General features: G+C 38.3%; 26 protein-coding genes. 12 read left to right on the top strand and 14 right to left on the bottom strand.

Annotated features, from left to right (window positions below; translation table 11 throughout):
- Positions 1-36: 36 nt before the first annotated feature.
- Together BET01_RS06600 and BET01_RS06595 are read left to right on the top strand one after the other, a co-directional pair.
- A complete protein-coding gene (locus BET01_RS06600; protein ID WP_120196021.1) occupies positions 37-957 on the top strand; it encodes a chemotaxis protein in 921 nt (306 codons plus the stop codon).
- Positions 950-2233 (top strand): EAL and HDOD domain-containing protein, encoded by a 1284-nt coding sequence (locus BET01_RS06595; RefSeq protein ID WP_120196020.1) that lies wholly within the window; start codon positions 950-952, stop codon positions 2231-2233. The genes BET01_RS06600 and BET01_RS06595 overlap by 8 nt, the downstream gene beginning before the upstream one ends.
- Here the strand turns inward: BET01_RS06595 and BET01_RS06590 are convergent.
- Both BET01_RS06590 and BET01_RS06585 read right to left on the bottom strand, forming a co-directional pair.
- The gene (locus BET01_RS06590; protein ID WP_120196019.1) at positions 2230-3348 is read right to left on the bottom strand and encodes a late competence development ComFB family protein; all 1119 of its coding nucleotides are present in this window, start codon (positions 3346-3348) and stop codon (positions 2230-2232) included. The genes BET01_RS06595 and BET01_RS06590 overlap by 4 nt on opposite strands.
- 26 nt (positions 3349-3374) lie before the next feature.
- The gene (locus BET01_RS06585; protein WP_120196018.1) at positions 3375-4148 is read right to left on the bottom strand and encodes a ParA family protein; all 774 of its coding nucleotides are present in this window, start codon (positions 4146-4148) and stop codon (positions 3375-3377) included.
- Between the two features lie 139 nt (positions 4149-4287).
- On the opposite strand from BET01_RS06585, the gene fliD reads away from it, so the two are divergent.
- The 3 genes from fliD (at position 4288) to BET01_RS06570 (ending at position 7518) form a co-directional block, all read left to right on the top strand.
- On the top strand, positions 4288-6663 hold the full coding sequence (gene fliD / locus BET01_RS06580) for a flagellar filament capping protein FliD (protein WP_120196017.1): 2376 nt from the start codon (positions 4288-4290) through the stop codon (positions 6661-6663).
- Positions 6664-6680: 17 nt separating this feature from the next.
- On the top strand, positions 6681-7049 hold the full coding sequence (fliS, locus tag BET01_RS06575) for a flagellar export chaperone FliS (RefSeq protein WP_120196016.1): 369 nt from the start codon (positions 6681-6683) through the stop codon (positions 7047-7049).
- 64 nt (positions 7050-7113) lie between these two features.
- Entirely contained in the window at positions 7114-7518 is a 405-nt protein-coding gene (locus BET01_RS06570; protein ID WP_120196015.1) for a hypothetical protein, read from the top strand.
- Here BET01_RS06570 and BET01_RS06565 read toward each other — a convergent pair.
- A complete protein-coding gene (locus BET01_RS06565) occupies positions 7510-8235 on the bottom strand; it encodes a C39 family peptidase (protein WP_120196014.1) in 726 nt (241 codons plus the stop codon). The genes BET01_RS06570 and BET01_RS06565 overlap by 9 nt on opposite strands.
- A 265-nt stretch (positions 8236-8500) precedes the next feature.
- Between BET01_RS06565 and BET01_RS06560 the strand changes: the two genes are divergently transcribed.
- Entirely contained in the window at positions 8501-9820 is a 1320-nt protein-coding gene (locus BET01_RS06560) for a nucleotidyltransferase family protein (RefSeq protein WP_120196013.1), read from the top strand.
- 2 nt (positions 9821-9822) lie between these two features.
- Here the strand turns inward: BET01_RS06560 and BET01_RS06555 are convergent, their stop codons facing one another.
- From BET01_RS06555 to BET01_RS06505, 11 genes are all read right to left on the bottom strand, one after another.
- The gene (locus tag BET01_RS06555) at positions 9823-10074 is read right to left on the bottom strand and encodes a carbon storage regulator (RefSeq protein WP_120196012.1); all 252 of its coding nucleotides are present in this window, start codon (positions 10072-10074) and stop codon (positions 9823-9825) included.
- Position 10075: 1 nt separating this feature from the next.
- Positions 10076-10522: a flagellar assembly protein FliW gene (gene fliW, locus BET01_RS06550; RefSeq protein ID WP_120196011.1), complete on the bottom strand. Its 447-nt coding sequence runs from the start codon at positions 10520-10522 to the stop codon at positions 10076-10078.
- A gap of 19 nt (positions 10523-10541) precedes the next feature.
- Positions 10542-11150 (bottom strand): DUF6470 family protein, encoded by a 609-nt coding sequence (locus BET01_RS06545; protein ID WP_120196010.1) that lies wholly within the window; start codon positions 11148-11150, stop codon positions 10542-10544.
- A gap of 21 nt (positions 11151-11171) precedes the next feature.
- Entirely contained in the window at positions 11172-12182 is a 1011-nt protein-coding gene (locus BET01_RS06540) for a hypothetical protein (protein ID WP_120196009.1), read from the bottom strand.
- An 11-nt stretch (positions 12183-12193) separates the two neighbouring features.
- Entirely contained in the window at positions 12194-14206 is a 2013-nt protein-coding gene (locus BET01_RS06535) for a flagellar hook-associated protein FlgK (protein ID WP_158585001.1), read from the bottom strand.
- Positions 14203-14628 carry a flagellar export chaperone FlgN gene (gene flgN, locus BET01_RS06530; RefSeq protein WP_120196007.1) on the bottom strand — a complete coding sequence of 142 codons (426 nt, stop codon included), beginning with the start codon at positions 14626-14628 and terminating at the stop codon, positions 14203-14205. Before flgN ends, BET01_RS06535 begins: the two co-directional genes overlap by 4 nt.
- Positions 14625-14945: a flagellar biosynthesis anti-sigma factor FlgM gene (locus BET01_RS06525; RefSeq protein WP_120196006.1), complete on the bottom strand. Its 321-nt coding sequence runs from the start codon at positions 14943-14945 to the stop codon at positions 14625-14627. The genes flgN and BET01_RS06525 overlap by 4 nt, the downstream gene beginning before the upstream one ends.
- Positions 14946-15042: 97 nt before the next feature.
- The gene (locus BET01_RS06520; RefSeq protein ID WP_120196005.1) at positions 15043-16083 is read right to left on the bottom strand and encodes a protein-glutamate methylesterase/protein-glutamine glutaminase; all 1041 of its coding nucleotides are present in this window, start codon (positions 16081-16083) and stop codon (positions 15043-15045) included.
- Positions 16084-16227: 144 nt separating this feature from the next.
- Positions 16228-17040 (bottom strand): CheR family methyltransferase, encoded by an 813-nt coding sequence (locus tag BET01_RS06515; protein ID WP_120196004.1) that lies wholly within the window; start codon positions 17038-17040, stop codon positions 16228-16230.
- Positions 17041-17054: 14 nt separating this feature from the next.
- A complete protein-coding gene (locus BET01_RS06510) occupies positions 17055-17552 on the bottom strand; it encodes a chemotaxis protein CheW (RefSeq protein WP_120196003.1) in 498 nt (165 codons plus the stop codon).
- Between the two features lie 20 nt (positions 17553-17572).
- Entirely contained in the window at positions 17573-19696 is a 2124-nt protein-coding gene (locus BET01_RS06505) for a chemotaxis protein CheA (protein WP_207667580.1), read from the bottom strand.
- Positions 19697-19821: 125 nt separating this feature from the next.
- On the opposite strand from BET01_RS06505, the gene BET01_RS06500 reads away from it, so the two are divergent.
- The 6 genes from BET01_RS06500 to BET01_RS06475 all read left to right on the top strand — a co-directional run bounded on the left by BET01_RS06500 (position 19822) and on the right by BET01_RS06475 (position 25553).
- Positions 19822-21243, top strand: a complete 1422-nt coding sequence (locus BET01_RS06500) for a hypothetical protein (protein ID WP_120196002.1) — start codon at positions 19822-19824, stop codon at positions 21241-21243.
- Complete coding sequence (locus tag BET01_RS06495) at positions 21230-21577, top strand: EscU/YscU/HrcU family type III secretion system export apparatus switch protein (RefSeq protein WP_120196001.1); 348 nt, start codon at positions 21230-21232, stop codon at positions 21575-21577. Before BET01_RS06500 ends, BET01_RS06495 begins: the two co-directional genes overlap by 14 nt.
- Before the next feature lie 4 nt (positions 21578-21581).
- A complete protein-coding gene (locus BET01_RS06490) occupies positions 21582-22199 on the top strand; it encodes a PilZ domain-containing protein (RefSeq protein WP_158584996.1) in 618 nt (205 codons plus the stop codon).
- 92 nt (positions 22200-22291) lie between these two features.
- Positions 22292-23656 (top strand): N-acetylmuramoyl-L-alanine amidase family protein, encoded by a 1365-nt coding sequence (locus BET01_RS06485; protein ID WP_120195999.1) that lies wholly within the window; start codon positions 22292-22294, stop codon positions 23654-23656.
- Positions 23653-24711, top strand: a complete 1059-nt coding sequence (locus BET01_RS06480; protein WP_120195998.1) for an N-acetylmuramoyl-L-alanine amidase family protein — start codon at positions 23653-23655, stop codon at positions 24709-24711. Before BET01_RS06485 ends, BET01_RS06480 begins: the two co-directional genes overlap by 4 nt.
- Before the next feature lie 29 nt (positions 24712-24740).
- Positions 24741-25553, top strand: a complete 813-nt coding sequence (locus tag BET01_RS06475; RefSeq protein WP_243117141.1) for a lytic transglycosylase domain-containing protein — start codon at positions 24741-24743, stop codon at positions 25551-25553.
- Positions 25554-25984: the final 431 nt, after the last annotated feature.

The following is a 25984-nucleotide window of genomic DNA, read 5'->3' as shown; positions in this document are numbered from 1 at the left end:
TTTTGCTGGATTATATTGGGATAAAGGAGAATGAGTATGGCAGAAACAGAAATTTTGTTAGAATCAGGGACGAATGAAATTGAAATAATGGAATTTACCATATATGGTGAATTGTATGGAATCAATGTTGCCAAAGTACGTGAGATTATGATGTCGGAGAAGGTAAAACCGATTCCGCATTCCCATCCTTCAGTAGAAGGTATTTTTAAACCAAGGGATCTCTTACTTACGGTCATTGATCTTCCCCACTATCTGACAGGAAGTGTTTCTGAGAAGCAGCCTAAGGATTTATTTATTGTTACCAACTTCAACAAAATTCACATTGCATTCCGTGTACATAGCGTAGTTGGTATCAGTCGTATTTCATGGGAGAGCATTCAGAAGCCAGACGACACCATCAGCAGGGGTGAAGAGGGTGTAGCAACTGGTATCGCTCAGTGTGGAGACAATCTGGTCACTATACTGGACTTTGAGAAAATTGTAGCTGAAATTGCACCTGAGACAGGAATTCAATTAGACGAGATTAATAAGCTTGGTAAGAGAACAGAAGTTAATTATCCTATTTTAATCGCAGAGGATTCCATTCTTTTAACAAAGATGATTGAAGCAGCCCTTAAAAGAGCTGGTTATGAAAACTTGATGTTCAAGAACAACGGACAGGAAGCTTGGGATTATCTGGAAAGAATTAAGGATGATTCTGATTTGAAGGAAAAAGTTAATCTGATTATCACAGATATTGAGATGCCAGTAATGGATGGACACCGCTTAACAAAGCTGGTTAAGTCGGACCCTAAATTGAAAGAGATCCCACTGGTTATTTTTTCATCTATGATTAATCAGGAATTAATGATAAAAGGAAAGCAATTAGGAGCTGATGAACAGCTGAGCAAACCTGAGATAGCACATCTGGTTGAGGTAATTGATCATCTGATCCAGAAGGGGGTAAAGAATGGATAGATATGTCACCCGACAGCCCATTAAGGCTTTGAAGGAGGACAGGATTGTCGGATATGAAGTTTTATTTCAGAAGGACTATAATTCCATTTACAGCAATTCCGATGTTGCAGTAGCGGACACTATTTCGGATTTTCTCATGCAGAACTCTGATAGTCTTGCAGATGATAAACTTACATTTGTTACTTTTACACCGGCTTTACTGTTTCGTAATACACCGAAGATTTTTGCTAAAGAGAAGATGGTGATACAGATTGAAGATCATGTCATGATTCACCCTCTGGCGCCTACGATTATTCGTAAATATAGGGCAGAAGGATATGAATTTGCCATCAATGATTTTCAGTTTTCTCCTAGTTATTTCTCCATGTTGGATTTTGCTACTTACATAAAAATTGATATCGGAAATAAACGTGATCCCAAAGAGAAAATTTCGCTGGTTAATTTAGTTAATACCATGAAAGGTCTAGACAAAAAGTGCATTGCAACTGGCGTTAAAGATAAAGAGGATTATGCTCTGGCTCTGGAGATCAATGCGGATTTTGTAGAAGGAAGTTATGTTGCGGAGGCTTTGGCTAAGAAAGTAAACCGTATGGAGTTTTTGCAAGGAAACTTCTTTCAACTAGTTGTCGAAGTATCAAAGGATGAGCCTGATATCGAGCAGATTGAACAGATTATAAGTAGGGATGCAGCACTTAGTTATGCACTGCTTAAAATTGTAAATTCCGCACATTTTGCATTGCGTCGGAGAGTATCTTCCATTCGACAGGCGCTAGTCACTATGGGAATCAGTCAATTAAAGCAGTGGGTCTATCTTTTGAGTTTTAATAATGATTCTCACCATGATGAAGCCTTAGAGGCTGTTATGAAACTCTCGTTTTTAAGAGCAAATTTTGCTATGGCTCTCTCTGATCATGTACAGGATTTCCCAATTATCCGGTCAGAGGCATATATGATGGGAATGTTCTCAACCCTTCAATATTTAATTAATGCACCATTAGTTGAAATTCTGTCAGAAATACCAGTTGCCGAAGAAATCAAAGTTGCATTGATTGACAAAGAAGGAATCTGTGGAACTTTATATAAACTCATTCTTAGCTATGAAAATGCAGAGTGGAAGAACGTAAAGTTAATGTCTGATGAATTAGGCCTTCCTTCCGGATTTCTTGCGCAGGCCTATATGGATTGCGTCGAAACCGTGAACGGTATATGGAACAGCCTTACCATTAGTGCAGAGCAGGAGCCAGACCTAACAGAAGAAAGAAAAACCCACGCCTAATGGTGTGGGTTTTGTTTTACCGTAAAGCAGGCTTTTGTTAATTCTACAAATACCTGCTGAGAAAATCGGTTGACATAAAAATTTAATAACGGAGAAGCAGATGGTGGTTCCACCACAACATACTTTGGCGGAAGATTAGTCAAGGTCAGTGCCGTAATGTCAGCGATGCAATGTCCGCAGCAACAAGCATCTAATTTAGCGGCATATTCATGTACTTTATTTTGAACTACGTGTTCCATCACGTTTAAATATTTAAATGTTGGTTTTTCAAGCTCAGGAGATAAAGTTTCTTCCTTTACGTCCGAAGTTTTTGCTTCTGGTGCTGGATTTGTCTTAGGATCTTTAAAATCTGTCTCGATAACGTTCACCTCAGTAGCGGTTAAAACAACAGGAGATTCCTCCTTTTCTTCAGAGGGAGATTCTAAAGTGCTAAAATTATCCTCTGAGTGATTCAAACCATCTGAATTGTTCTTGGTTTCTGAATTATCTACCAAATTCAAGTCGTTTTCAACTTCTGGCTGGATTATTTCTTCTTTAGATATAGCTTCCTCAGCTAATGTTTCATCATTTGTTGCTTTATCGCCTAATGCTTCACCAACAAAAGTTTCATCGTCCATCGCTTTATCGTTTAACACTTCACCGACAAAAGTTTCATCATCCATTGCTTTATCATTTAGTGTTTCACCAGCAAAAGTTTCATCATCTATTGCTTTATCGTTTACTGTTTCATCATTTATTGCTTCTTCAGTCATCGTCTTATCAGAAAAACCATTCTCAGAAACTAATTCAGAGGCATCATCAAGCTCCACCTTTTCCTTGACCGCTTCCACTATACCTTCCTCATCCTCTAATTGCTGCCTAATCATTTCAGAGACAGGATCAGGAGCGGATGAAGACATATCAATAATGGATATGGGAGAGGGCGTTAATGGTCCCTCTTGTGTCTGAATGGAAGCTTTGTGGGCTAATACGGTAAGCTCTTTTATGGTTTCGGAGGAATCTGTATTTAGGCTTGCGGCCTGGTTCTCCTTTGCGGCTTCTGATTTGGAAGTTTCCGGCTCATCACCTGCCAAGAGATTCATAACATGAGCTGTCTTACTGCTTTTTCTGGCCATGGTCTCATACCCCTATCATGTATATATTAATTTTTACGCTGGTTGATCAGTTCTAGAACTTCATCTACTAAAGCTTTGTAATCCAATGCTGGATTAGAGCGAGGAGCATAGTCTAGAAGGCTTTCGCCTTGAGCAGGGGCCTCAGCCACACTAACACTGGAGCGGATTTGAGTGCCAAATACAATTGTGCCGATTTGAGCAGCAATGTTTTCTGCCATCTCTTTTACTTCCCTAGAAAGTAGAGTCCTGGAATTGTATTTATTAAGCAGTATCCCAAGAACATAAAGATTCGGATTAACAGAGGTACGTACCGTATTAATGGTATCTTTAATTTGAGATACACCAAGCAGACTAAGAATCTCCGGAACCATAGGGATTACCAGATAATCAGCTGCAGCATATGCATTTACAGTAAGAATATTAAGAGCAGGAGGAGTATCGATAATGATATAATCATAGTAACCTGCTACGGTAGATAAGATATCCTTCAACATGCTTTCTCGCTGCTTTCCGGTAAATTCTCGCTCGGCTCCGCTTAAAAGAATGTTGGACGAAATAACATCACAATATTTAGCTGGGCGAATGGCCTCCTGCAGGGTAGCAGTTCCTTTAAAAACTTCATATATGGTAGCGCAGGATTCAATTTCAAGACCAAGGCTAAAACCCAGGTTACCCTGTGGATCTAAATCAACTGCTAAGACTCTTTTTTTCTTCATGGCCAAACCGCAGGCAAGAGAGCAGGAAGTCGTTGTTTTACCTACGCCGCCCTTTTGATTTGTAATGGTAATTACCGTTGACAAGTTCTATTCCTCCAATCGTAATTTAAGATAATACTATTATCTTTAGTATACAATATGTCGATAAATAAGTATAGCAAAAACAAGAAAAAAACCGATTTTTGGCGAAAATTGGATATGGATATAAGAAAGGAGTTTATCTATGGCATCAGTATCAACTACTAACAAAATCAACTCTGCATCGACGGTACGTGGATATGGCGGACTTGTCAGTGGACTGGACAGAGACTCTCTCATTGAAGGAATGACAGCTTCTACGAGAGCTAAAATTGCGAAGCAAAACAAAAGTAGACAAACCACGCTTTGGAAGCAGGAAGCGTATCAGTCAGTTAGTTCTAAGCTGGTAGAATTCTCAAAGAAGTATATGTCCTATACTACCCCAGCAACCAACCTTGCCAGTGCAAGCTTATGGGCGAGCAGCAGCATTACGACAAACGGTGCTAACAGCAAATACGTGAGCGTTACAGGAAGTTCCTCTATTTCGAATTCTCTTTCCATAGTTGGAGTAAAAGAGATGGCGCAAGATGCATACAAAGTATCCAAGAATGTGGTTAGTGACTCCACGCTTAATAGTGGAACCGTTGATTTCGGTATGAAAGATGTCAGCAATTTAGAAGGTGAATATCTCACCTTTAAGTATGGAAGCAAAACTTATAATGTAACGATGCAGACTGGAAAAGCTAGTGATGGAACTCCATACGATTATTCCACTGCAGAAAAGTCTGCGGAGTCTATAAATAAATCTTTAGAACAGGTTTCTATTGGTAATGGAAAGACTCTCGCCAGTGTAATCAAAGTTTCTACATACGATTCAGGTGGTGTCTCAAAGTTGGATATAAGATCAGAAAATACTGCGGGCAATACTGTTTTACTTGAGAGTGGGAGTGGTTCTGCACTAAAGGCGCTTGGTTTTAATGATATTAGTAAAGTCTCCGAGACTGATCGGACAATTAGTGGTACTGGATTCTCAAGTACGGTCAAGGGGTATACACAGGAACTTACTACCTCTAAAACTTTTCTGGAAAGAACCGAAGGCAAAAACATTAGCTTTACCTATAATGGTGTTACAAAATCCATAAAATTTGGTGATAAAACAAATATTACTGATTTAGCAAAAGATCTGAAAGATAAATTAGCAAAGCAATTTGGTGATGGTAGAATTGATGTCCAAGCAGATGGTGATAAACTGGTTTTTAAAACTAAGATTGCTGGAACTGTAAATGATGATAAGACCTCTGTTCTTTCTATTACATCAGCAGATAAGGGAATTCTGGGAATAAATGGAGAATTAGGTATCAAAGCAGGCGAATCTAATCGCTTGAATTTAGAGTCTTCTGTTGCAGAGTCGGGCTTAGAAAGTATGAAGGCGATTAAAAGTAAATCGGGATATTCAGAAGATAACTCAATAAATTTAATAATCAATGGTGTTTCTATAACTGGATTAACATATAAGAACTCCATGAAAGAGATTATGGATAAGATTAATTCTTCCGATGCTGGTGTAAAAGTCAGTTATTTGTCAAGTTCTGATAAGTTTACGTTCCAGTCCACTGTAGCTGGTGCTTCTGGTAAAGTTGAATTAAATGAGGATGCAGTGGCACTTTTTAGCGATAATATTACAGGATTTGATGAAGAAGTAGGCAAAGATGCTGTAATCGCAGTAAAGTATGGTAACGGAGCAACTCAGGAGCTGGTACGCGGCAGCAATTCCTTCAATCTTGAGGGACTTAATGTTACTGTTAGTGGAACATTCGGATATACGAATAATGTAATAGATGATAAAGCAGATCCAGTAACATTAACTGCAAAAACTAATGGTGACAAGATTGTGTCTACAATTACAGACATGATCAAAGATTATAATGAAATTATTCAATTAGTTAGCGATCAGTCAAGCAAAAAGCCTAATCGTGACTATTCTCCTTTGACTGATGAGCAAAAAGAGAGTATGTCTGAAGATCAGATTAAAAAGTGGGAAGATAAAGCTAAAGTAGGAGTACTATTTAATGACACTGAGCTTCGTTCATTATCAGATAGCCTCCGGTTTGTATTTGACGCTGGTTCAGACGAGAAGGCTATGTTAAGTTCTTTTGGTATTACTACAAGCAGTGATTATACTGAAAAGGGTAAGCTGGTATTTGATGAGACGAAATTCCGTGCAGCTCTTGAGACGAATGCAGAAGATATAAAGAAGTTATTCACAAAGAAAGCGGATACTTCCACAGGTGAAAAGGATGGATTTATGGCTAAACTTACTTCTATAACGAATAAGTTTGCTAATACTTCGGGAACAGTAAAAGGTATTCTTATTGAAAAAGCCGGTTCTGTTTATGCACCAACCAGTGTTACAGCAAATAGCTTACAGAAGTCAATTGACAGTATTGATGTTTACATTAAAAAACTTCAATCTCAGTTAAAGACGGAAACGGATCGGTATGTAAAGCAATTCACGAATTTGGAAAATGTTATTGCTCAAATGAACTCCCAGAGTAGTACCTTAAGTTCATTCGGCAGTTAGAAATGGCGGTGTAGACAATGAATATGAATGGATATCAGCAATACAAAGAACAGTCAGTCAATACGATGACACCAGGAGAGATGCTCAATCTTTTATTTGACGAACTGTTAAAACGTTTGACAAGAGCGGATCTCGCTTTAGAAAAAAAGGATTATGAATCTTTTGAACAATCCATTCAGCGGTCAATTGATATTATAACTTATCTAAAAAACACTTTGAATTTTAATTATGAAATCAGTATAGAACTGAAACGGCTTTATGATTTTTTCCTCTATGAATTTAGTAGAATTAAAGCAGGAAGAAATCGCCAGGTTATTATAGAAGTACGTCCTTTAATTGTTGATTTACGGGATACATTTAAAGAAGCCCAGGGATTAAGTAGTTAAAATAAGGCTGGAGAGGTTTTCCTCTCCAGCCATTTATAAATAATTCAAGTGTTAGGAGGTTATTATGGAAGACGAAATGTTGATGGAAATATTAAAAGAGATGCAGAAGAAATATCAGTGTTTTAATGAAATAGAACGTATTACCAAAGATATTGGTGATGCACTGTCTAGAAATGATCGGGCATTGGTTCAAATATTATTAGGAATGAGGCAGGAAGAGATAGATCAAGCAGAGATGAGTGAAAGAAATATTCACCTACTCTTGTCTTTTATTACAACAGATGAAGCTACTCAAGCCATGAATTGGATTAAGGGAAATAAGGAAAACATACCAGAGAATCCAATAATTAAGAAACTAGTAGAAAAAGGAACCAGCATTCAAATGCTGGTGCAGCGGACCATTGAACTGGACCGCCATATTAGCATGCGATTAGCCGGAAAAGATTCTTTTTATCAAACATTACCGTGAAGAATCGGGCAATTGGATTGCCCACAAAGGGCCACCATTTGAGGCTCGTCTGTTTAACTCCTTTAAAATGATTTCAGGATCCCAGTCAATAGATGTGTTCTCATAGCTGTTTGGATCCGCAATCCGCACTTTTCCTTCTTCAGTCATACGGGTAATAATAAGGAAATGACCTCGTTGTGTGAAGTGTCCTTTGCCAACTAGCGCAATGACCAAGCGGTTTGAATTAAGAGCCTGCTGAATTCCATTTACAGAGTAGTCCCTGATTGGAACGGCCTCAATTCCAAAAGCAGAGGAGGCATGTTGGATCAGACAATGATAAGAACCGTCTTCTGGGGCCCAGCATCTGTTCGAGGCAGCCCAGTTTGCAGCATCAGCAGGCAGTACCTGGTTTCCAGTCAGACTGGTAATCACCATAGCCATAATAGTTGGGCCGCAGCCATAGATGGATAAAGGATCTTTCCCACCCCAGAGATAATTCCCCCACCTGGAATCACCTTGATTATAATACGTAAGAGGTCCAGCTACGCTGTCTAGCATTACATCATATCTTCCTTCCTGAGGGATTTCCGCCTCTGCATAACTATCACTTACAGATACCTGCGATAAAGAAATAAGCCTATTGGATTCTACGTTTTGATTGTTAGCGGTAAATGTAGTTGTTAAAGGGACAGTAGCTAAGAACAGTGTTTTAAATATGATATTATAAAATCCATTCACTGAATTCACCTTTTCTATAGAAATTTATATTTATGTATACAATATCTATCGTACAATTGGCATCTAAAGTTAAGATATTTATATAAAAACCGATATATAAGTGTAGGATGTAACCTTCTTTTGCTTCATTCAGCTATTTAATATAAAAATACAGAGGAATTCATCCGACAATGTTTTGTGATCATGAATATAATATTGTAGTTACATTGATATATGATTTGCTGTAAGCGTTTGTACCTTCGGCATATAAGGATGGAAGTGTGTAATGAGAAAAGGATACGAAGAACGGTATTTAATAATGATTCTATCTTCCGTTATGAACCAGAAGACAACTCCTGAACCAATGCGCCAGCTGGATTGGGAAAAGATGTTTCGCCTTGCGGATTTTCATCACGTTGCTCATGTTGTTCATTACGGAATTCTGGGTTTAAATGAGATAATACCTCAATCGATTCGAAGACGTTTCTTCGAGAAATATCTTGAGGCAGTCTATCGAACGGATCGATTAAGAAAGGCAGAAAAACAGCTGAGATCTTTAATGGAAAAAGAGAAGATAAACTGCTTTTTTGTAGATTATGCTGAGAATGTGAAAAGCTACCCCATTGAAGAAATGTGTTGCCAGGAGTATATAGAAATTGGCTCTGATAAAAAAGGCACGGGACTGATTGCGAATAAACTACGCATTAGAGATTTTGTAGAGAAGCCTTTAGAAGATGAGGGTTTTTTATATTATCGGATACCTGGTATCAAAGTGTTTTTTTATAATTATAATATTTTTTTGAGCAGGCCTATGCGTAAGTTTTATAAGAATCTCTTAGGCACCATACCTAGAAAAGAGGGGTTTAAGCATGTTAGAGAGATGGGGCCTAACGACCAGTATCTCTTTTATATGTGTAGACTGACTGATAGCTATGCAAAAGGTGAGATCAGCTTAAATCAAATGATTAATTTCTGGTTTTTTTATAAACGTTATGCAGAAGAATTTTCATGGAAGTATATATATGATCGATTAAAAAAATTAAAAATAGAAGCTTTCGCAGAAAAAATGGAATACCTAGTACTACGCTGGTTTGGTACAGGGGCCGGAGTTGGTGCAGAGTTTGCAGAGGTCTATGATGCAATGGAATCGTATATCCTGTCTAAAGGGGAGGAAGGAAGAGAAATCAGTTCTCAGTACCTACCTTTAATAAAAACGGTAGCGGACTGCTATGCACGCAATCGAAGAGCAGAAGAATTCAAGAGATTACTGGAATGGGCATTTCCTGACAGAGGTTATATGGAGACGATCTATCCAGAGCTTGAAAAGGCCAGTGCATTATTGCCCCTATTCTGGATGTTTCGATTAGGACGATATGGACTACGAATATGCTATCATAAATTATGGGAAACGTATCTATTAAAACCAATTAGCAATTTGCAACAACGTTTTAGCCAGCTACCAATTATTAAAGATATCATAATCAAATTGGCGGCATCTCAAGAGGAAGATGAAAACATAGAAACATCTGAAGCGGAAGAAACTGACATAGGAGATAGTGAACAGGATAAAGATGATGATAAAGAAACAGCGGAAATACTGAAATGATTTCAGTTATCTCCGCTGTCTTTTTTTATTTGTAATAATTCATTTATTTTAGAAATAGATCCTGGACTCAGAGAGATAGATGCAGCTTCTTTATTAGCAGAAGCTGCTTCAATCAATTCTGACCTTAATATAGATACATCCCTAGGAGCCTCAATTGCAAGCTTTACCCAGTCATTTCCGACATCTAAAACAGTAACGCAGATATTTTCGCCAATTGTAAGTTCCTGACCTTTTTTTCTTTGAAGAATAAGCATATTATTTCTCCTTTTTTATAAAATCTTTCACTGGATGGCGAAATTTATAAAGTACATTATCCAGAATGATCTGTCGAGCTTCCCTAGTATCTGTATTTACTACAATCGGGCATTTTAAGTTCACTGTGCTATCTTCCATGGAATCATGTATGATGCAAATTACATAATAAGAGATGTTGTCATCGTTGTAGGAGGCATCTAAAAGCTTCCGATCCTCATCGGATAATATCGGCATATATTCGGTATATAATTGGAATGGATTCATGAGAATAAAAGAGATGGAACTATCTTCTACAGATTGAAGTGAGATAAGAGCATCACTGTTATTCTCAAAAGCCAATGGGATATAATTTTTTAAATCAGCGAAACCAAATAGTCCATCAGGAAAATGAATGAATTCTTTGTCTGAACTAGAAATGGTACCAAAATACTGTGTTTTGATTTCCATAGAAACCTCCGGAATTAAATTATGCAAGTACATCTACGGGAGAGTGATTAAAATAATCTGCTGCACTAGGTGGAACATACATGGGACCGCCAATATACTCTATTTGTACATCAGGCATTTGTGTAATTGAAATTGACACATCTCCAGGGATAAACTCAAAATCACCATTGGCAACTCTAAAGTCAAAATTTAGTTTGTCCATCTGGTACTGCATCGTCAGATCAGGATTAGACCATTCTATCTCCGGACCAGTTGTAGGCAGAAACGTTAAGCCAAAATCTCCGGTAGGTACTTGAGCACGCTGTTGGTTGATAATATCAAGGGGATTTGAAATATTTGGGTCTAATAACATAGCGCCCTCCTCTGCATAGGTTGCGGTAGCTTCTTGAGCGGCAGATTTGCCCTCCTGGGCAGATCTGCGTACGCTTTCCATCGTTGTTGGACAGACGGAATTACGTGCGTCAAAAGTATCTATACGCACTTTAATTGGGCGGCTTTCCATTTCAAAGCCGCCTTTTTGTCTTGAAGACACCATTTCGGTCTTTGAATTTGAATATTCTAATCGGGCTTTCGTAATCATAAGTTCATATTTAATAGGTACAGTCGTTATTCTTAATAAAGGTTCCACAATAATACCCCCCAATCAAAGTTATTTCATGAAATCAATAAACGAGGCTGACAAGATAGAAGTACCAACTTTTAAAGCTGCATTATATGCATACTGATTCCATGAATAATCAGTAAGAGCCTTAGCCAAATCGATTCCTTCAACGTTTTGCATCTGTTCCTGAAGAGAAATATCTGTATTCTCTAAACGATCCTTCGTCGTTGTGAGGAATTCTGATTTAACTCCTAATTCGGTGACCTGGTTTAGAATGCCGGTGCTCACTTTGTCGAACTTAGATGCCAATTTTTGATATTGCTGGGCATCAAAGGTCTCTGCACTCAATAGATCAGCCATCTGCCCAGTCAGAACTATTACATTATTACTCATTTCGTCATCATCTTTCCCGTAACCAACTGCATTAATGCCAGGAAGAGACATATTGAATGCGCTAGAGGGAACAACCTTATTATTTTCATCAAGTGATAGTCCTAATCCTAAATCAACATAGAGTTTTTCGTTGGAAAGTCTATCTAGTTCCTTGTAATCTTCTGACCCCTTAGCGGCATCAACATTAATATTTCGATAAGTCAGGGTTCCGTCTTCGGATAAAACAAAAGGAGGATTTTTCCCATCAGAACCTGCAAATAAAAAAGTATCTTCATAAGTTGAATTCAGACTCAATACCATTGACTTTTGAAATTCCTTTAAGGCTGAAGAATACCCCTGTCTGGTTTCAAATGTTTGGTTCGTTCCACTCATTGCTTGGATACCGTAATCCTTGCCAACGGTTTTTAGCATATCATTAATCTGCCTCATAGCATCTTCTTGTCCATCCTGCCTGGACTGAACATCATTTAGCATACTTAAATTATCCTGATTTTTGTAATATTTACGGTGAAGCTGGGAAGCTCTCGCCGCAGCACCTGGATTTTCAGCTACAGAATTAAAGCTACGCTGAGTCATTACCTTGGTCCTTGAACTATTTAATGTATTAATTGTGGTAGAAAGATTGTTTTTATAATTTCTTAAAATTGCACTTGTCGTAATTCTCATTACTGTTCCTCCTATCGGCCAACCATGCCAGTACTATTGATTAATGTATCTAATGCCTGGTCAAGGGTAGTCATTAGACGAGCCGCCGCTGAAAAAGATCTTTGAAATTGCATTAAGTTGATACCTTCTTCATCAAGAGAAACACCTGAAACTGCATCTTTATTGTTAGATGTTTCGCTTAATACAGAAATATGATTATTTAATATAGCTGTATTTGATGAACTATCGATACCCTGCATATTCTCCATATTAGAATAGCATTGTGAAAAACTACCATTATAGAAGGAGGTAGATCCACTTTTGGGATTTCCAGCATAATCAGTATAATTGTATTCATATGTGAATTCACGGCTATCTGTAAGTGCCTTAATCATGAGAGTAATATTATCACTGGCAGTTGTTCCTGCTTTCGGATCATGAGAGGCGATAATATGTATGCTGCTATTCATCCAGTCGTCTGATATTTTTATATTGCTTGCTGTAAAGATACTGCTCCCATCAGAAGTTTTAAATAAATCATAGTTTTTGATATTTAATGGATTCGCAGAATAAGTTAAGTTATCGATATCCTTGCTTGCGGTTGCTCTAATACTGTTCTCACCTATGGATTGACCTGTTGCCAACGGTGCGGTGCTTGACCAAGTGAGTTTTTTATCCTTATATTCCCAAGCTCCAGCCATAGAAATGCCTTTAACATCAAAAGTAGTATTTGGTATTTTACTTGCTAGATTCTTTAGACTATCCTCCATGGTATTACCAAGAGCAATCGTACCGCCACTTCCATCTCCAAAAGTGTAGCTTTGACCATTAATATTTACTATTTCATGATTTAAAAAATTACCTTTAGCATTTTCAAAATTATAGGAATATTCTACCTTTTTAGCACCGTCTCCAACCATTTCTGTTGGAGCTCCTTTTGAAGGTGCATTGGTAATTCCTGTATAAGGAACCGTATTTATATTCAATTTATTAAACGTCTTCGCAAAGGACTGAACAAAGGAATCAAATGATTTCTCATAGTAACCAATCCCCCTATAATCAGAGGAAGGATTATCTAATTCCCCCGATTTATTGAGCATATCCAGCGTACCTTTCAGTGTGCCTTCTCTCAATTTATCGGTAATGTCCGTTTTTAATGCAGAAACATCAGCATATGCGGGGAAATCAGATGCTGGTATTAAGTTAATCTTAACAGTTCCATCTTCAACCTTAATAGATAAAGAAGCAAAATTTTCTCCATGATCTCCTGCTGTTAGATTATATGTAGTTCCGTTCGTACCATTTAATTTCACAACCGGATAATTATATTTTGCTCCGTCTGCTATATTTACCTCTTTATACGATACGCTAATAGGGACATAGCCAGCCAGTTCATCAAGCTTTGTGTTTCTCTGATCCATCATCTCAAGTGCAGGATTACCAAGCATCTGGCTTTTATAGATCGCATCATTTAATTCACCAATGTCAGATAACAAGCTGTTTACTTTAGGTAAGGTTGTTTTTTCCAAGCCACTTATCGTTTCATCGCGTGTGCTCTTTAAATCTGCATTTTTCTGATGAATATAATTCATTAAAACTTGACAACGAGAGCGTACGATACTGTCAAATTCACTGCTGTTTGCATTGGCTGATAGCTTGTCTAAAGAGCTACTTAATTCACTAAGGGCTGTTTTTAAAGCGTCCTTGTCTGTCTCATCAAACACATCACCAAGCTGATCCAAAACTTCCTGACGAGCATCTGCAGTACCAACTTTTGCAACCTGGTTTCTGTATTGTACGTCTAGGAATGGATCACGGATCTGTGAGACACTGGTTGTTTCTACACCATATCCAATTTTTGAGCTTGGATTACTGCTGTATACATCTCCACCTCTTAAGTTCAGGCTGACTAAATCAACCTGTTGCTTTGTGTATCCGACCGTATTAATGTTAGCAATATTTTGACCGGTAACGTCAAGTGATCTCTGGCTGGCAGCCATGGCCAGGCGGGCAGTGGTAAATCCAGCAAAGGTTGATCGAGTCATAATTGTCCCCCCCATTGTTTTTTATCTTTTTTGGTTCCATCTTGGGAATTGTTAATAGCTGTATTAATTTTATGCAGATTAATCTCAATCATTGTGCGGGCACTATCGTTAATTTCCTGGAAAAGCCGCACATGGTCAGAAAGGGTATTAAACATGCCTTTTAACATAATATGTTCTTCTCCGGAAATCTTTGAGAGTATTACCTGAAAGGTATCACCTTCAAATCCTAGTTTCTCCTGACAGAGTTCGCGTTTCCGCTCAAGGCCTCTTAACTTTAAGATAGCTGCTTGTTCTTTATTCATACAATCTTCTACATAAGTAATGCGATTTTTTTTAACGGCTTCCAGTTTGGTCTGTTCAATCTGTATTAGTTCCTGGAATAACTCAGTCAAATCCTCGATTACGGTAATAAATTCATTCATTCTAGTTGGGCTCCTTTGTATAGAAGAATCTTCTCGGCTATCTTATTAGCATTTACCTGATAAGTACCATCTTCAATTCTCTGTTTTAAAAGATCCAGTTTTTCCTCTGAAGTTGGCTGCTTGATCTCTTTTACCATGAGGTTCTTCAAAGTAGATGCAAACTTTGAATCTATTTCTTCCGGCGACGCAGAACGGATTGTAATTTCATCATATTTGTTTTTTGAGGATTCCGAAGCATTGACCACGGATGTATCCTGATTTTGTCGTGTCATGGGTGTATTATATAGCGTACTATAATAGTTCGGTGAAATACGCATTTAACGACTCCTTTCTAAGAGCTTATATACCAAAGGTTCTATTTATATTATCGTCATAAGTAAAAAAATATTAACTTTCGATTCAGTAATTTCTTATTTAAAGAGAATATAAATGCTTCAGTAGAACATTTGATATATTAGCGCAGGAAGTTTGAGTCACAACAGCACCTATGTTATAAGCAACCATAGGCATTCCGTATACAACGCAGCTTTCGGCATCTTGCCCGATTGTAAAGGCACCCTTTTTTTTCATGCTGAGAAGTCCATCAGCGCCATCCCTCCCCATTCCAGTCATAATGATACCTACAGAGTTTGGACCGGCTGTATCTGCAATGGATTGGAAGAGAACGTCTACAGAAGGGCGGTGGCCGCTTACCTTTTCACCAGAATAGCAATTTACACTATAGCGGCTACCAATTTTAACTACTTTCATTTGCAAGTCACCAGGGGCAATAAGAACCTGACCTCGCTCGATCGCATCACCACTTTGAGCCTCTTTTACATTCATTTGACACAATCGGTTTAAGCGATCTGCGTACATTTTAGTAAATCCTTCTGGCATATGTTGGGTCACTAGAATTCCTGGAGTGTCTGGAGGGAGATTTTTTAAGACCTGAAGTGTTGCCTCAGTTCCTCCAGTTGAAGCTCCGATTGCTATGACCGTATTGTAAGCATTTAAAGAAAATAGCTTTCCGTTATTTGATGAATTCTTAGAGACCATAGGAGAGGCCTGGGGCACTTTGATTTTGGCCCTAGAAGCAATGAATATTTTACTTATTAAGGTATTCAAAAACGTACTAGAGGAGTTGCCTGAGGACATATCTGGTTTTCTGACAAAATCCACAGCACCAGCGGAAAGTGCCTCAAATACATTTAGATTCAAGGAGGATACTAATATTACTGGTACCGTATATATAGGTAATAGTTTTTTTACAAAATCAATACCGCTTAACCGGGGCATCTCCACATCAACCGTAACAACGTCAGGTTTTAGAAGTGGTATTTTACGCTCCGCATCAAATGCGTCAACGGCATAGCCAATAACTTCAATATTTGGATTTTGGGATAAATTATCAATCAACACCTTGCGGAAAAGCAAGGAGTCATCTACGATAAGAACTCTGATTTTTTCGTTCATATTTTACTCCATTCTTGGCACTGATATAAGCATAGCCAGGCTGATGTAAGTTTTACATTTTCTGCTATTTGGTTATAAATCTGTGTAATATAAAATCCATTTACCGTTACATAGCAGCAGTAAATAGATTTTATATTAAACAGATTATTCTTTTCGATAGGTTGCTGGCATTATATACTTAAACGGAGTTTTTTCTTTATTAATGGTTTCCGAATGACCTATTAGTAAGTAGCCCCCTGGTGCTGATGCATCGTAAAAGCGCTGAATCAAACCATCTTTTGTATTTTGATCAAAATAAATCATTACATTCCTGCAGAAAATAACATCAAATTTCAAGCGGAACCGTATGGGATCCATTAAGTTAAATGTCTGGAAGATAACATTGGATTTAATGGCTGGTGCCACGGAATAAATACCTGGTTCTGCTGTTTTAACGAAATACTTTGATTTCCACGCTGGGGATAGATTCTTTAAAGACTCTTCATCATAAACCGCCTGCTTTGCTGCGTTTAAAGCATTCTGTGATATATCGGTGGCTAGAACTCTGGTATCCCAGAGGGCGGCTTGCGCCCCCAGAGATTCTTTTAATATCATTGATATTGTATAAGGTTCTTCACCAGAAGAGCAGCCAGCACTCCATATGCTTAAAACTTTATTCTTTTTTGTACTTAATAGATAAGGAAGAATGGTTTCACGGAAAAAATTAAAATGAGCTTCCTCCCTCATAAAGTAAGTATAATTTGTTGTAAGCTTATTCAGCATTACTTCCAGATCAGCTGGATTTTTTGATGAGGTAACGTGGTCTATGTATTCTGTAAAAGAAGAATAACCCAAAGTAATGATTGTATTTGACAAACGTCCCATAATCAGCTGCATCTTTTTTGACAAGTCAATTCCATAATTCTTTTTCACGAACTGAACCAGTCGTGTGAAGTCTTGCTGTGAAAGTGTTAACATAGAAAGGCCATCCTTTATGAGTTATTAACTAAGGTTTCACAATCCATAAGCAGAACAACTTTGTTGTCCGGCATGGAAATCATACCACTTACCAACTCTTCCCGGTTGTTCGCCGGAATAGAAGAGATCTGGGAATAATCAATATCTAAAACCTGTTCAACTGCATCTACAATGATTCCGATAAAGACAGAATCCACATTTAAGACAATGACACAAGTAGTATTGGTATATTCAATCGCAGATTTTCCAAGTCTTAAACGAATATCAATAATAGGAACGATTTGGCCCCTTAAGTTGATAATTCCTTTTACATAATTGGGCATCATTGGCATGGTAGTAATGGCATGATTAGTGATAATCTCTATAATATAGTTGGTGCTTACTCCAAAAATCAAGTTATCTGTGCGGAAGGTAAGGTAGCGTTCCGTAGCTTCAGATCCGGAAGAAGCAAGACCTCTTGGTGCTGCATGGCTTGAACCGGTCATAGTAGTTTGCGTATTTTCTGCTGACATTTGTATTCCTCCAATTCCAATTAGTATTGATTGTGTGCCGCAGCATACAGATTTAAAACGTCTAAAATGATGCTGATATTGCCGTCACCAAGTATGGTGCAGCCGCAGATTCCGGAATTTTTAATGTTGAAGCTGTTTAAATAAACTGGAAGCGGTTTTACAACAACCTGCTGTTCACCAAGCAGATCATCAACAAAGAGGCAATAAGACTTGTCACCGGATTCAACCCAAACCAGTATACCGTCTTCAATATTGGTTATCTTCGAATCAATATTGTAGAGAGTATGTATACGAATAATAGGATAGAACTGATTCATGCACTTGATGATTTCGTTGCCCTCAGTATCGTAAATAACATCTTCGCTCTTAACCTTAAAGGACTGACGGATGTTTGCAATAGGAATCGTAAATACAGATTTGCCGACTGCGATTTCCATACCATCGACTATTGCCATAGTAAGAGGAATCTTTAATGTGGTACACATTCCCTTACCTAATTCACTGGTTACAGTAACGGTACCCCCAACAGCTTCTACATTCTTCTTTACAACATCCATACCAACACCACGGCCGGAATATTCCGTTACCACTTCGTTGGTAGAGAATCCAGGTGCAAGAAGAAGAGCCAAAATTTCTTTCTGGGTATATTCATTTTCCGGTTTGGTGAGAATTCCATTTTTCTTTGCTTTTGCTAATACACCAGCAGGATCTACACCATGGCCGTCATCTTTGATTGCAATAATAACTTCATTCGTTGTATGGGTGGCAGAAAGTGTTATCTCTCCCTGAGGATTCTTTCCGGCAGCAATACGTTCCTGAACAGAATCTTCAATTCCATGGTCCATGGAATTACGAACGATATGCATAATAGGATCACCAATGCTATCAACAATGGATTTGTCAACTTCTGTATTCTCGCCAACAATGGTAAGTCTAACGTCCTTTTGCAGCTTTTGTTTCATATCTCTGACAATTCGGTTCATTTTCTGGAACACACCGGATACTGGCACCATGCGCAGGGACATAACGATGTCTTGAAGATCATCCGTCAATTTGCGTAGCTGTCTGGTTGCTTTTAAAAAGCTATCCATGTTTTTTAAGTTTTGAATGTCAGGAGAGGAGGTTACCATAGATTCTGTAATAACGATTTCTCCAACAATTGCAACAAGATTATCAAGCTTAGCCAGATTTACACTGATTAAATTCTGCTTATTTGGTGTCTGGTGGCCAGTGCTAGCTGCAGGAGTGCTTGTAACCGCATTTTCATGCACAGGAGCTGTTGGAGTCTTAATCTCATCCGCTGTAGCATTTTTAACACGTACATTTTCAATTAATTCATAAGATTGAATATTGTTTAAATTACTTACCTGGGAGATGGCAGATTCTGCATCTTTACTGGATTCAAATGTTAAATAGAATCCCTTTTCAATAATAGTAGCGCAGGTCTTGCTATTCGTCTCTATATCAGCTGGATAATGATTGAATTCCAAACCGGATTCTTTCAATGCACTTATAAGCATGAAAGCTCTTAAGTTCTCCATTCCACACCCTTCATCAAAAAAGAGGCGAAGGAAAAAGGAAGCATTATCATCAGGACATTCTGCCAATTCCATTCGGATTTTATCTAAATCAGCGGTCTGTGTGGCTGGTGCAGATACCTTTTTTGGTTGTTCTGACTTTTTCGGCTCAGATGATTTGGCAATTGTTGCCTCTGTGTTCTTCGGAGTTTCTTCCTCACTGATTATTTTCAGGAAGCTATTAATTTCCTGGGTCAGATTGTCGACATTATCACTAAGTGGTTCATTGTTTTCTACCTTTGAAACCTCTGCTCTAAGCATATCGGTTGAGCGGAACATTAAATTAAAAAGGGTGCCTTTGTGGGTAATGTTAAGGGAGTCCAAACCATTCTGACGAATATAGAAGAATAAATCTTCAATGTGATGGGCGATCTGCATTAGGGAAGAAAACTCCATCATCGCAGAGGAACCCTTGATGGTATGCATGACACGAAAGATTTCATTTACATCGTCCACCGTTAAATCTCCTGCTTTTTCGGCTTCTATCAGGAGTTCATCCAATTGCTCCAGTAGAGAATTGGTTTCAAAGAGATACATATCAAGCATATTATCCATGCCGTTATCCATAATATTTACACCGCCTTGTCTAATTAGTATATATCTATTTATCGGTATGGATAGTTAAAAAATAATAGCAATTAGTAGAACGTTTGGAAAAAAATAAATGATTTACCACATAAATGGAGGCTACTATGGCAGATGTTTTAAAAGTAACAACCCCGCTTTCCGGTTATGATAATTCAACAATCAAGAACAATCCTCAGGCCGGCCAAGGCGCCCAGATTCAGAACCCGGTTGATCCAACTCGAGTAACACGTGGAGACAACCGTACCAATTCCGGAGGAAATGGAGAGCAGCAGCTAGCATTTCAATACAAATCCAACTTTGGCGCTTTTCTTAATATGGTTAAAAATGTTCCTGACCTATCAAAGATTTTCGCCGATATATTTTTCCAAGGTGATGAGATGCTCACCGGAGGCGTCATGGGGCAGGAAGCAGCAGAGAAGATTGCTGCATTTTTTAAGGCCACTCAGATGAATGAAGAAGACATTTTACCATTTTTAAAAGAACAGGCAGAATCCAATGTCAAATTCAGTGGCGGATTATTTGATCAGATGCGAATGGTAATGGCAGACACTAATTCTGTTGATTTAAAGGCAGATGTGCTTAACTTTATTAAGAAATTTAATGACATGTCATCTGGAAAGCATATTCTAGGAGATATATTTCGTACATTAAGAGAAATGGAGAGTTTTGTATATAAGCAGACAAGAGAACAAATCCAGGAGATGTTAAAAGAATTGGATATGTCTGCACAGGAAGGAAACACTTCTGAAAACAGCGCTTTGCTGAAAAATAAGATTATTCCGTTCCTCGCTCGTTATATATCAGCAAACCATGATATGGGTACAGTAAGAGATAAGATTTCACTACTGACTGTATTGATATCCAGATATGAAAATGGAAACAAAGGCGAAGTCTTACAGGCATTTCAAAGACTGACTGGATACCAAGGATTTCGTAAGTATTTTGGTGAAATGACATTGAATCAGTTCAGCCAATTATTAGATCAGGTAGACATGGATCAGGCCGCCGGCAAAAACGAGTGGTCCGACAAATTCCTGGATTTTCTACGGACAGGAGTGAATGGAGGAACTGGTCTTGAAAACAGACAGACATTCTTAAACATGATGAACTCCATGATATTGAACGAAAGTGTTTATATGCCACTTTTGCATCTGGCCTTTCCGATCAATATAAATGGGAAGAAACTCTTCACTGAAATGTGGATTGATCCGGATGAACATGGAAGTACCACACAAGCAGGGATAAAGCGAGTTTCCAGAATCTTTGTAAAATTTGATATCCAAGGATTGGGACAGTTTAAACTGTTGCTTGTTTATGGTGAAGATGCATCGTCCCTACAGCTATATTATCCCGAAGGAATGCAAAAATCAGAAGGTTCCATTCAAAAGGGGATCAAGGCTATTTTTGAGCAGCATCGTTTGAGGATTGATAATTTGCATCTCCAGGCAGGTGGAGGCCCTTCTTCTCCTTTGGAGGTATTTCCTAAAATACAGGAAAGGAAAAATTCAGTCGATGTCAGAATTTAAAAATACGTTGAACAAAAAAGCAGTAGCAATCAAATATGACGAAAACAAGAATGCAGCGCCTGTCATCGTGGCTTCCGGAATGGGATATATGGCGGAAAAGATTATTGAGACAGCCAATGAAAGCGGTGTTCCGGTATACGAAGACAATTCACTTGCATCAATTCTTACTCAGCTTGAACTTGGGGCTCAGGTTCCGGAAGAACTTTACCATGCAATTGTAGATATTTATCTCTATTTTTTAGAGTATGTACCAGACATCAAGGAAAAGTTTTTGACAGAAAACTCCGATGATTCAAATTCAAAAGATCTTGAGTCACCTGGAACGGAGGAGTAAAACTATGTTTATGGAATGTAAAAAGGCCTGCATTTATACGTTCGCCGGTTCATTGCTTGCGGAAGTAGAAGTATTAGATGGAAATAAGGAAGCCATTGAGTTAATCATCAAAGAAGAGGATATTTGGAATATCAGTGGCGAAACAATGATTGAATTTTATGATGGCAAACAAGGCCTTGTTACCTGCAAATGTCGAATATCAGGAATGACGAAGCTGGTGGATCAAACTGCCTACCGTGCTACTTGCAAGGTAGTGAAAATGGTCAGTGAAAATGAGAGACGCCAGGCATTAAAAGTCAGAATAGAACAACCTGTAACTATTGAAACTACAGAAGATAGTGGCCTAATTATGCATATCCATGCAGAAATCAAAGATATCAGTCTAGGTGGCGTAGGGTTTGAATCAAAGGAAAGTTTAAATGAAGATCAGTCTTTTTCCTTTTTGATTAACACCAGCTATGGATTACTGCGCCTGAAAGGTAGTGTTCTTTGGAAGAAAGAATTTACAGATGATAAGGAGGAATTATGCTACCGTTATGGTGCCCAATTCTTAGAAATGACCCCTCATCAGGAATCAATGATTAAAAAATTCACTCTTTCCGAACGGCTGAAAAAACAGTAATATCCGTTGATGGCTTATGTTTCATACTCAACCTGACGATAAAAAATATATACTGTAAATTATTTGTTTTAGCTTAGAAAAGGAGTGATTGAATGAAAAAGCGAACGCGAACAACGGCCATGGTGATACTAACGGCCTTTTGTTTGTGCTTGATCCCAGAGAAATCTATGGCGACAGACGCCATTAATTCGGTCAGCATTAAAGTAGGACTTAATATTGAGGCGGGAGACCGTTTGCCGGATATACAGATTGATAAAACAAGTGCAGACTGTTATGTGACGGCAGGAGGTAAGGAGTATAAGGTGACGGAGGCAACGTGGGTAACGTCTACCACGAAAGACATGACGATTGGGGAAGAGCCCAAGATGAATGTAACAATTACTCCTTCCAGTGAATCAGATGCCTACTTTAAATCATCTTACGAAGCTTCTAAGATAAAAGTCAACGGTGGCTCCTATGTCAGTGCAAAGCGTCAGGGCAGTGATTTAATTGTTACACTGCGGGCTAAGGCAGTCAAGGGGCTTTATGCAGAACCTGATGATGTTGGTTGGAAGGACACAAGACTTGGCTTAGCTGTATGGTCGAAGGGAGATAATACTTCCGGTGCCTATGAAATATGGCTTTATAAGGGAAAGAAAATCGTCTTTAAAAAGGAGCAGGTCACAGCAACCACATATAATTTTTATCCTTACATGACAGAAGAAGGCACCTATTCCTTTAAAATTCGTTCAATTCCATTTAAACAAGAAGAGTTAAAGAACGGTAAAAAGAGTAACTGGGTAGAATCAGATGAACTATTAATCAGAGACCGTGATATATCAGACGGAACGGGAAAAGAGGCAGATCGTAAAACAGATACCACCAGTAGTACTCAACCCCCAAGTGGCTGGGAAAAACAGTCGGGTGTCTGGCTTTACCGCCATAAGGATGGAACCATTCAGACGGATACTTGGATGGCGCTTGATAATGTATGGTACCGGTTTGACCAGAATGGAAAGATGCTAACCGGTTGGTTTATCTTAGATTCAGATATATATTATTTGGATGCCAATGGAGCCATGTTGACAGGTTGGCAAAAAATCAAAGACATCTGGTACTATTTCTACCCTGATAATGGACATGAAGGTCCTCAGGGGGCAGCTGCCACCAACTGGCAGGTAATAGATGGTTATACTTATTTCTTCAGTAACCAAGGGGCCATGCAAAAGGGCTGGATCAATCAGGCCGGAAGATGGTATTATTTAAATGCCATTCCTGCTAATCTTGAAGGTGTCATGATCAAAGGCCTATTTATCCGTAATGAAAAAACTTATTTCACAGGAGAAGATGGAGTGATGGCTACTGGCTGGCAGCAGGTAGATGGATATTGGCGTTATTTCCATGAAGATGGAAGCATGGCAGTCAAAACCACAATTGATGGATATCCAATCAATGAAGATGGAGTGTGGGATCGATGATAAGAAAAAACAGTATCACGAAGAATTTCATATTATTAGCTGTTTTGGCGATAATGATGGCATTTCTGCCCCCTCTAACGGTTCCTGCGGCTGAATCAATTGTAATTAGAAGCTTAAATTTAACGTTTAAAAGTCAAACCGGGGATCAGGAAATATTAATGCCTGAGTTAACAACTACAACCTCAGGAGTAACCATTCAGGATACCCTTTGGAAGAGAGATATTAGTAAATGGAAAGCTGCTTCTAATGAAAGAGTCAGTGTTATTTTCACTTCTGATAATATGATCTTTGCTGAATCCTACAACCGCACTGAGTGCAAGGTGACTGGAGCCAAATTTGTTTCAGCTAAGGCTCTCGACAATAACACCCTGGAGGTCAAAGTTGATTATATCCCAGTCGTGAAGCTAGGGAAGACATCCCAAGCCGGCTGGAGTGATAGTAAAATGACAAAAGCTGTATGGAAAAAGGTGGAATTTGCCACAGGCTATCAGGTAGCTCTATATGCAGATGATAAATTAAAAAAACGAATTTCGGTTTCGACTAATATGGTAGATCTTTCTGATTTAATGGACAAGGATGCAATTTATTATTATGAAGTGCGTGCGATTGGCTTTACCGCTGAAGATCGGAAATACCTGAAAGAGGGAGATTATGTAACCTCAGACGAAAGCACTCTAAGCTATGACGGAGACACCTCCGGAGCATGGAAAGGTAATACATACAAACAGGAAGATGGAGGTGTTCCAAGAAACAGCTGGAAGCAAATCTTAAATGACTGGTATTATTTCGATGGCAACGGTATCCGTCAGACCGGTTGGTTACAGTCCGGTCAAAGGTGGTATTACCTAAATCCGACAGATGGTAAATTAATGACTGGCTGGCAGCAGCTTAATGGAAAATGGTATTATTTAAATACTCAAGGCGGAGAGATGATGACTGGCTGGATAGAAAGTAAACCAAAAGTCTGGTATTATTTAAATCCCGATGGAAGTATGGCAAGCAACACCAAGGTAGGGGAATACTGGGTGGATGCTTCTGGAAAATGGATTTCATAAATGCCTTAATAAGGCGGGAGGAATGAATTTTGGCAACAATAGACCAGTTAAAAATGTCTGCACTTGCGGGAACAACTTCAGTGCGGACACAAAACACAGCATCCACATCCGGTAATGAGTTTAAAAAAGTATTAAAGTCAATTGCAAATGTTCCAGAGAATTTGGAAGGAATCTTTACTGAGGCTGCAAACAAATATGGAATATCAGAAAAACTCCTTAAGGCAGTTGCGAAGGTGGAATCTAATTTCAATGCCTCAGCAACTTCAAAAAAAGGAGCCGCAGGTATCATGCAGTTGATGCCCGCCACAGCAAAGTCTCTTGGTGTAATGAACCCATATGATGCCAGAAGCAATATTATGGGAGGCGCCAAATATCTTAAGGAGCATTTGGAGCGATTCGACGGAAATATAGACCTTACTCTTGCTGCTTACAATGCCGGAGGCAACAATGTAAAGAAGTACGGAGGAATCCCGCCTTTTAAAGAAACACAGGAATATGTAAAAAAGGTAAAGAATTATATGGGTAGCCCTGAATCCACTAAGACTGGATCCTTATATTTCTCCAGTAATTCAAAGACTTCCAATAATGATATGACTACGGCAGCTTCCAATTATAGTTCTTATTCACCTCAAGGTATGTCTGGAATCAATGAGTTATATCAAACACTCACTTCATTGTCCGGACAATCATCAGAAACAGATGGAAATTCGCTGTCAGCAAATAAGACAAACTATCTATATTTAATAGAACTAATGAAGATGCGCATGCAGATGTCCTCTTATAGTCTAGGGAGTCAGGATAATACTACGAACTCTACGAACTCAACTAATGGAATAATATAATTATACTAAAAGCACTGGAATGGGAATGAGCATACCAGTGCTTTTTACATTGCATTTAGTTGTATCAATCATGTAGGCCACTATTTTAGAAAATCTAATTTCTTCATTTCTTCATTACTTTATTTATTATCCCTATCCCCACTGAAACATATTCTTAGGTCATGTATTCTTATCTCATTCAAAATGTATATTTGAATAGGAAAAATAAATAAGATAATTACTGTTACCATAACCCTGATCTTTAGGTTAACCTGATATAAGTGATTATTAGTTTATATAGCTCTCTTAATGATTCGGAAGTTAAAACGCATGAGTTAGAATTAGGGTTGATTAATTGGATCATAACTGTTTTGTTATAAATTGATAAAGGACTTATTTAAAAGTATTAACATTATAATAGTAAGAGTATTGTCAAACCGTATAATACAGTT

Origin of the sequence: Lacrimispora algidixylanolytica (assembly GCF_003609635.1) — a bacterium.
Taxonomy (GTDB): Bacteria; Bacillota; Clostridia; order Lachnospirales; family Lachnospiraceae; genus Lacrimispora; species Lacrimispora algidixylanolytica.
Note: the sequence above shows the minus strand (reverse complement) of the source record. Positions and strands in the feature narration are given on the sequence as shown.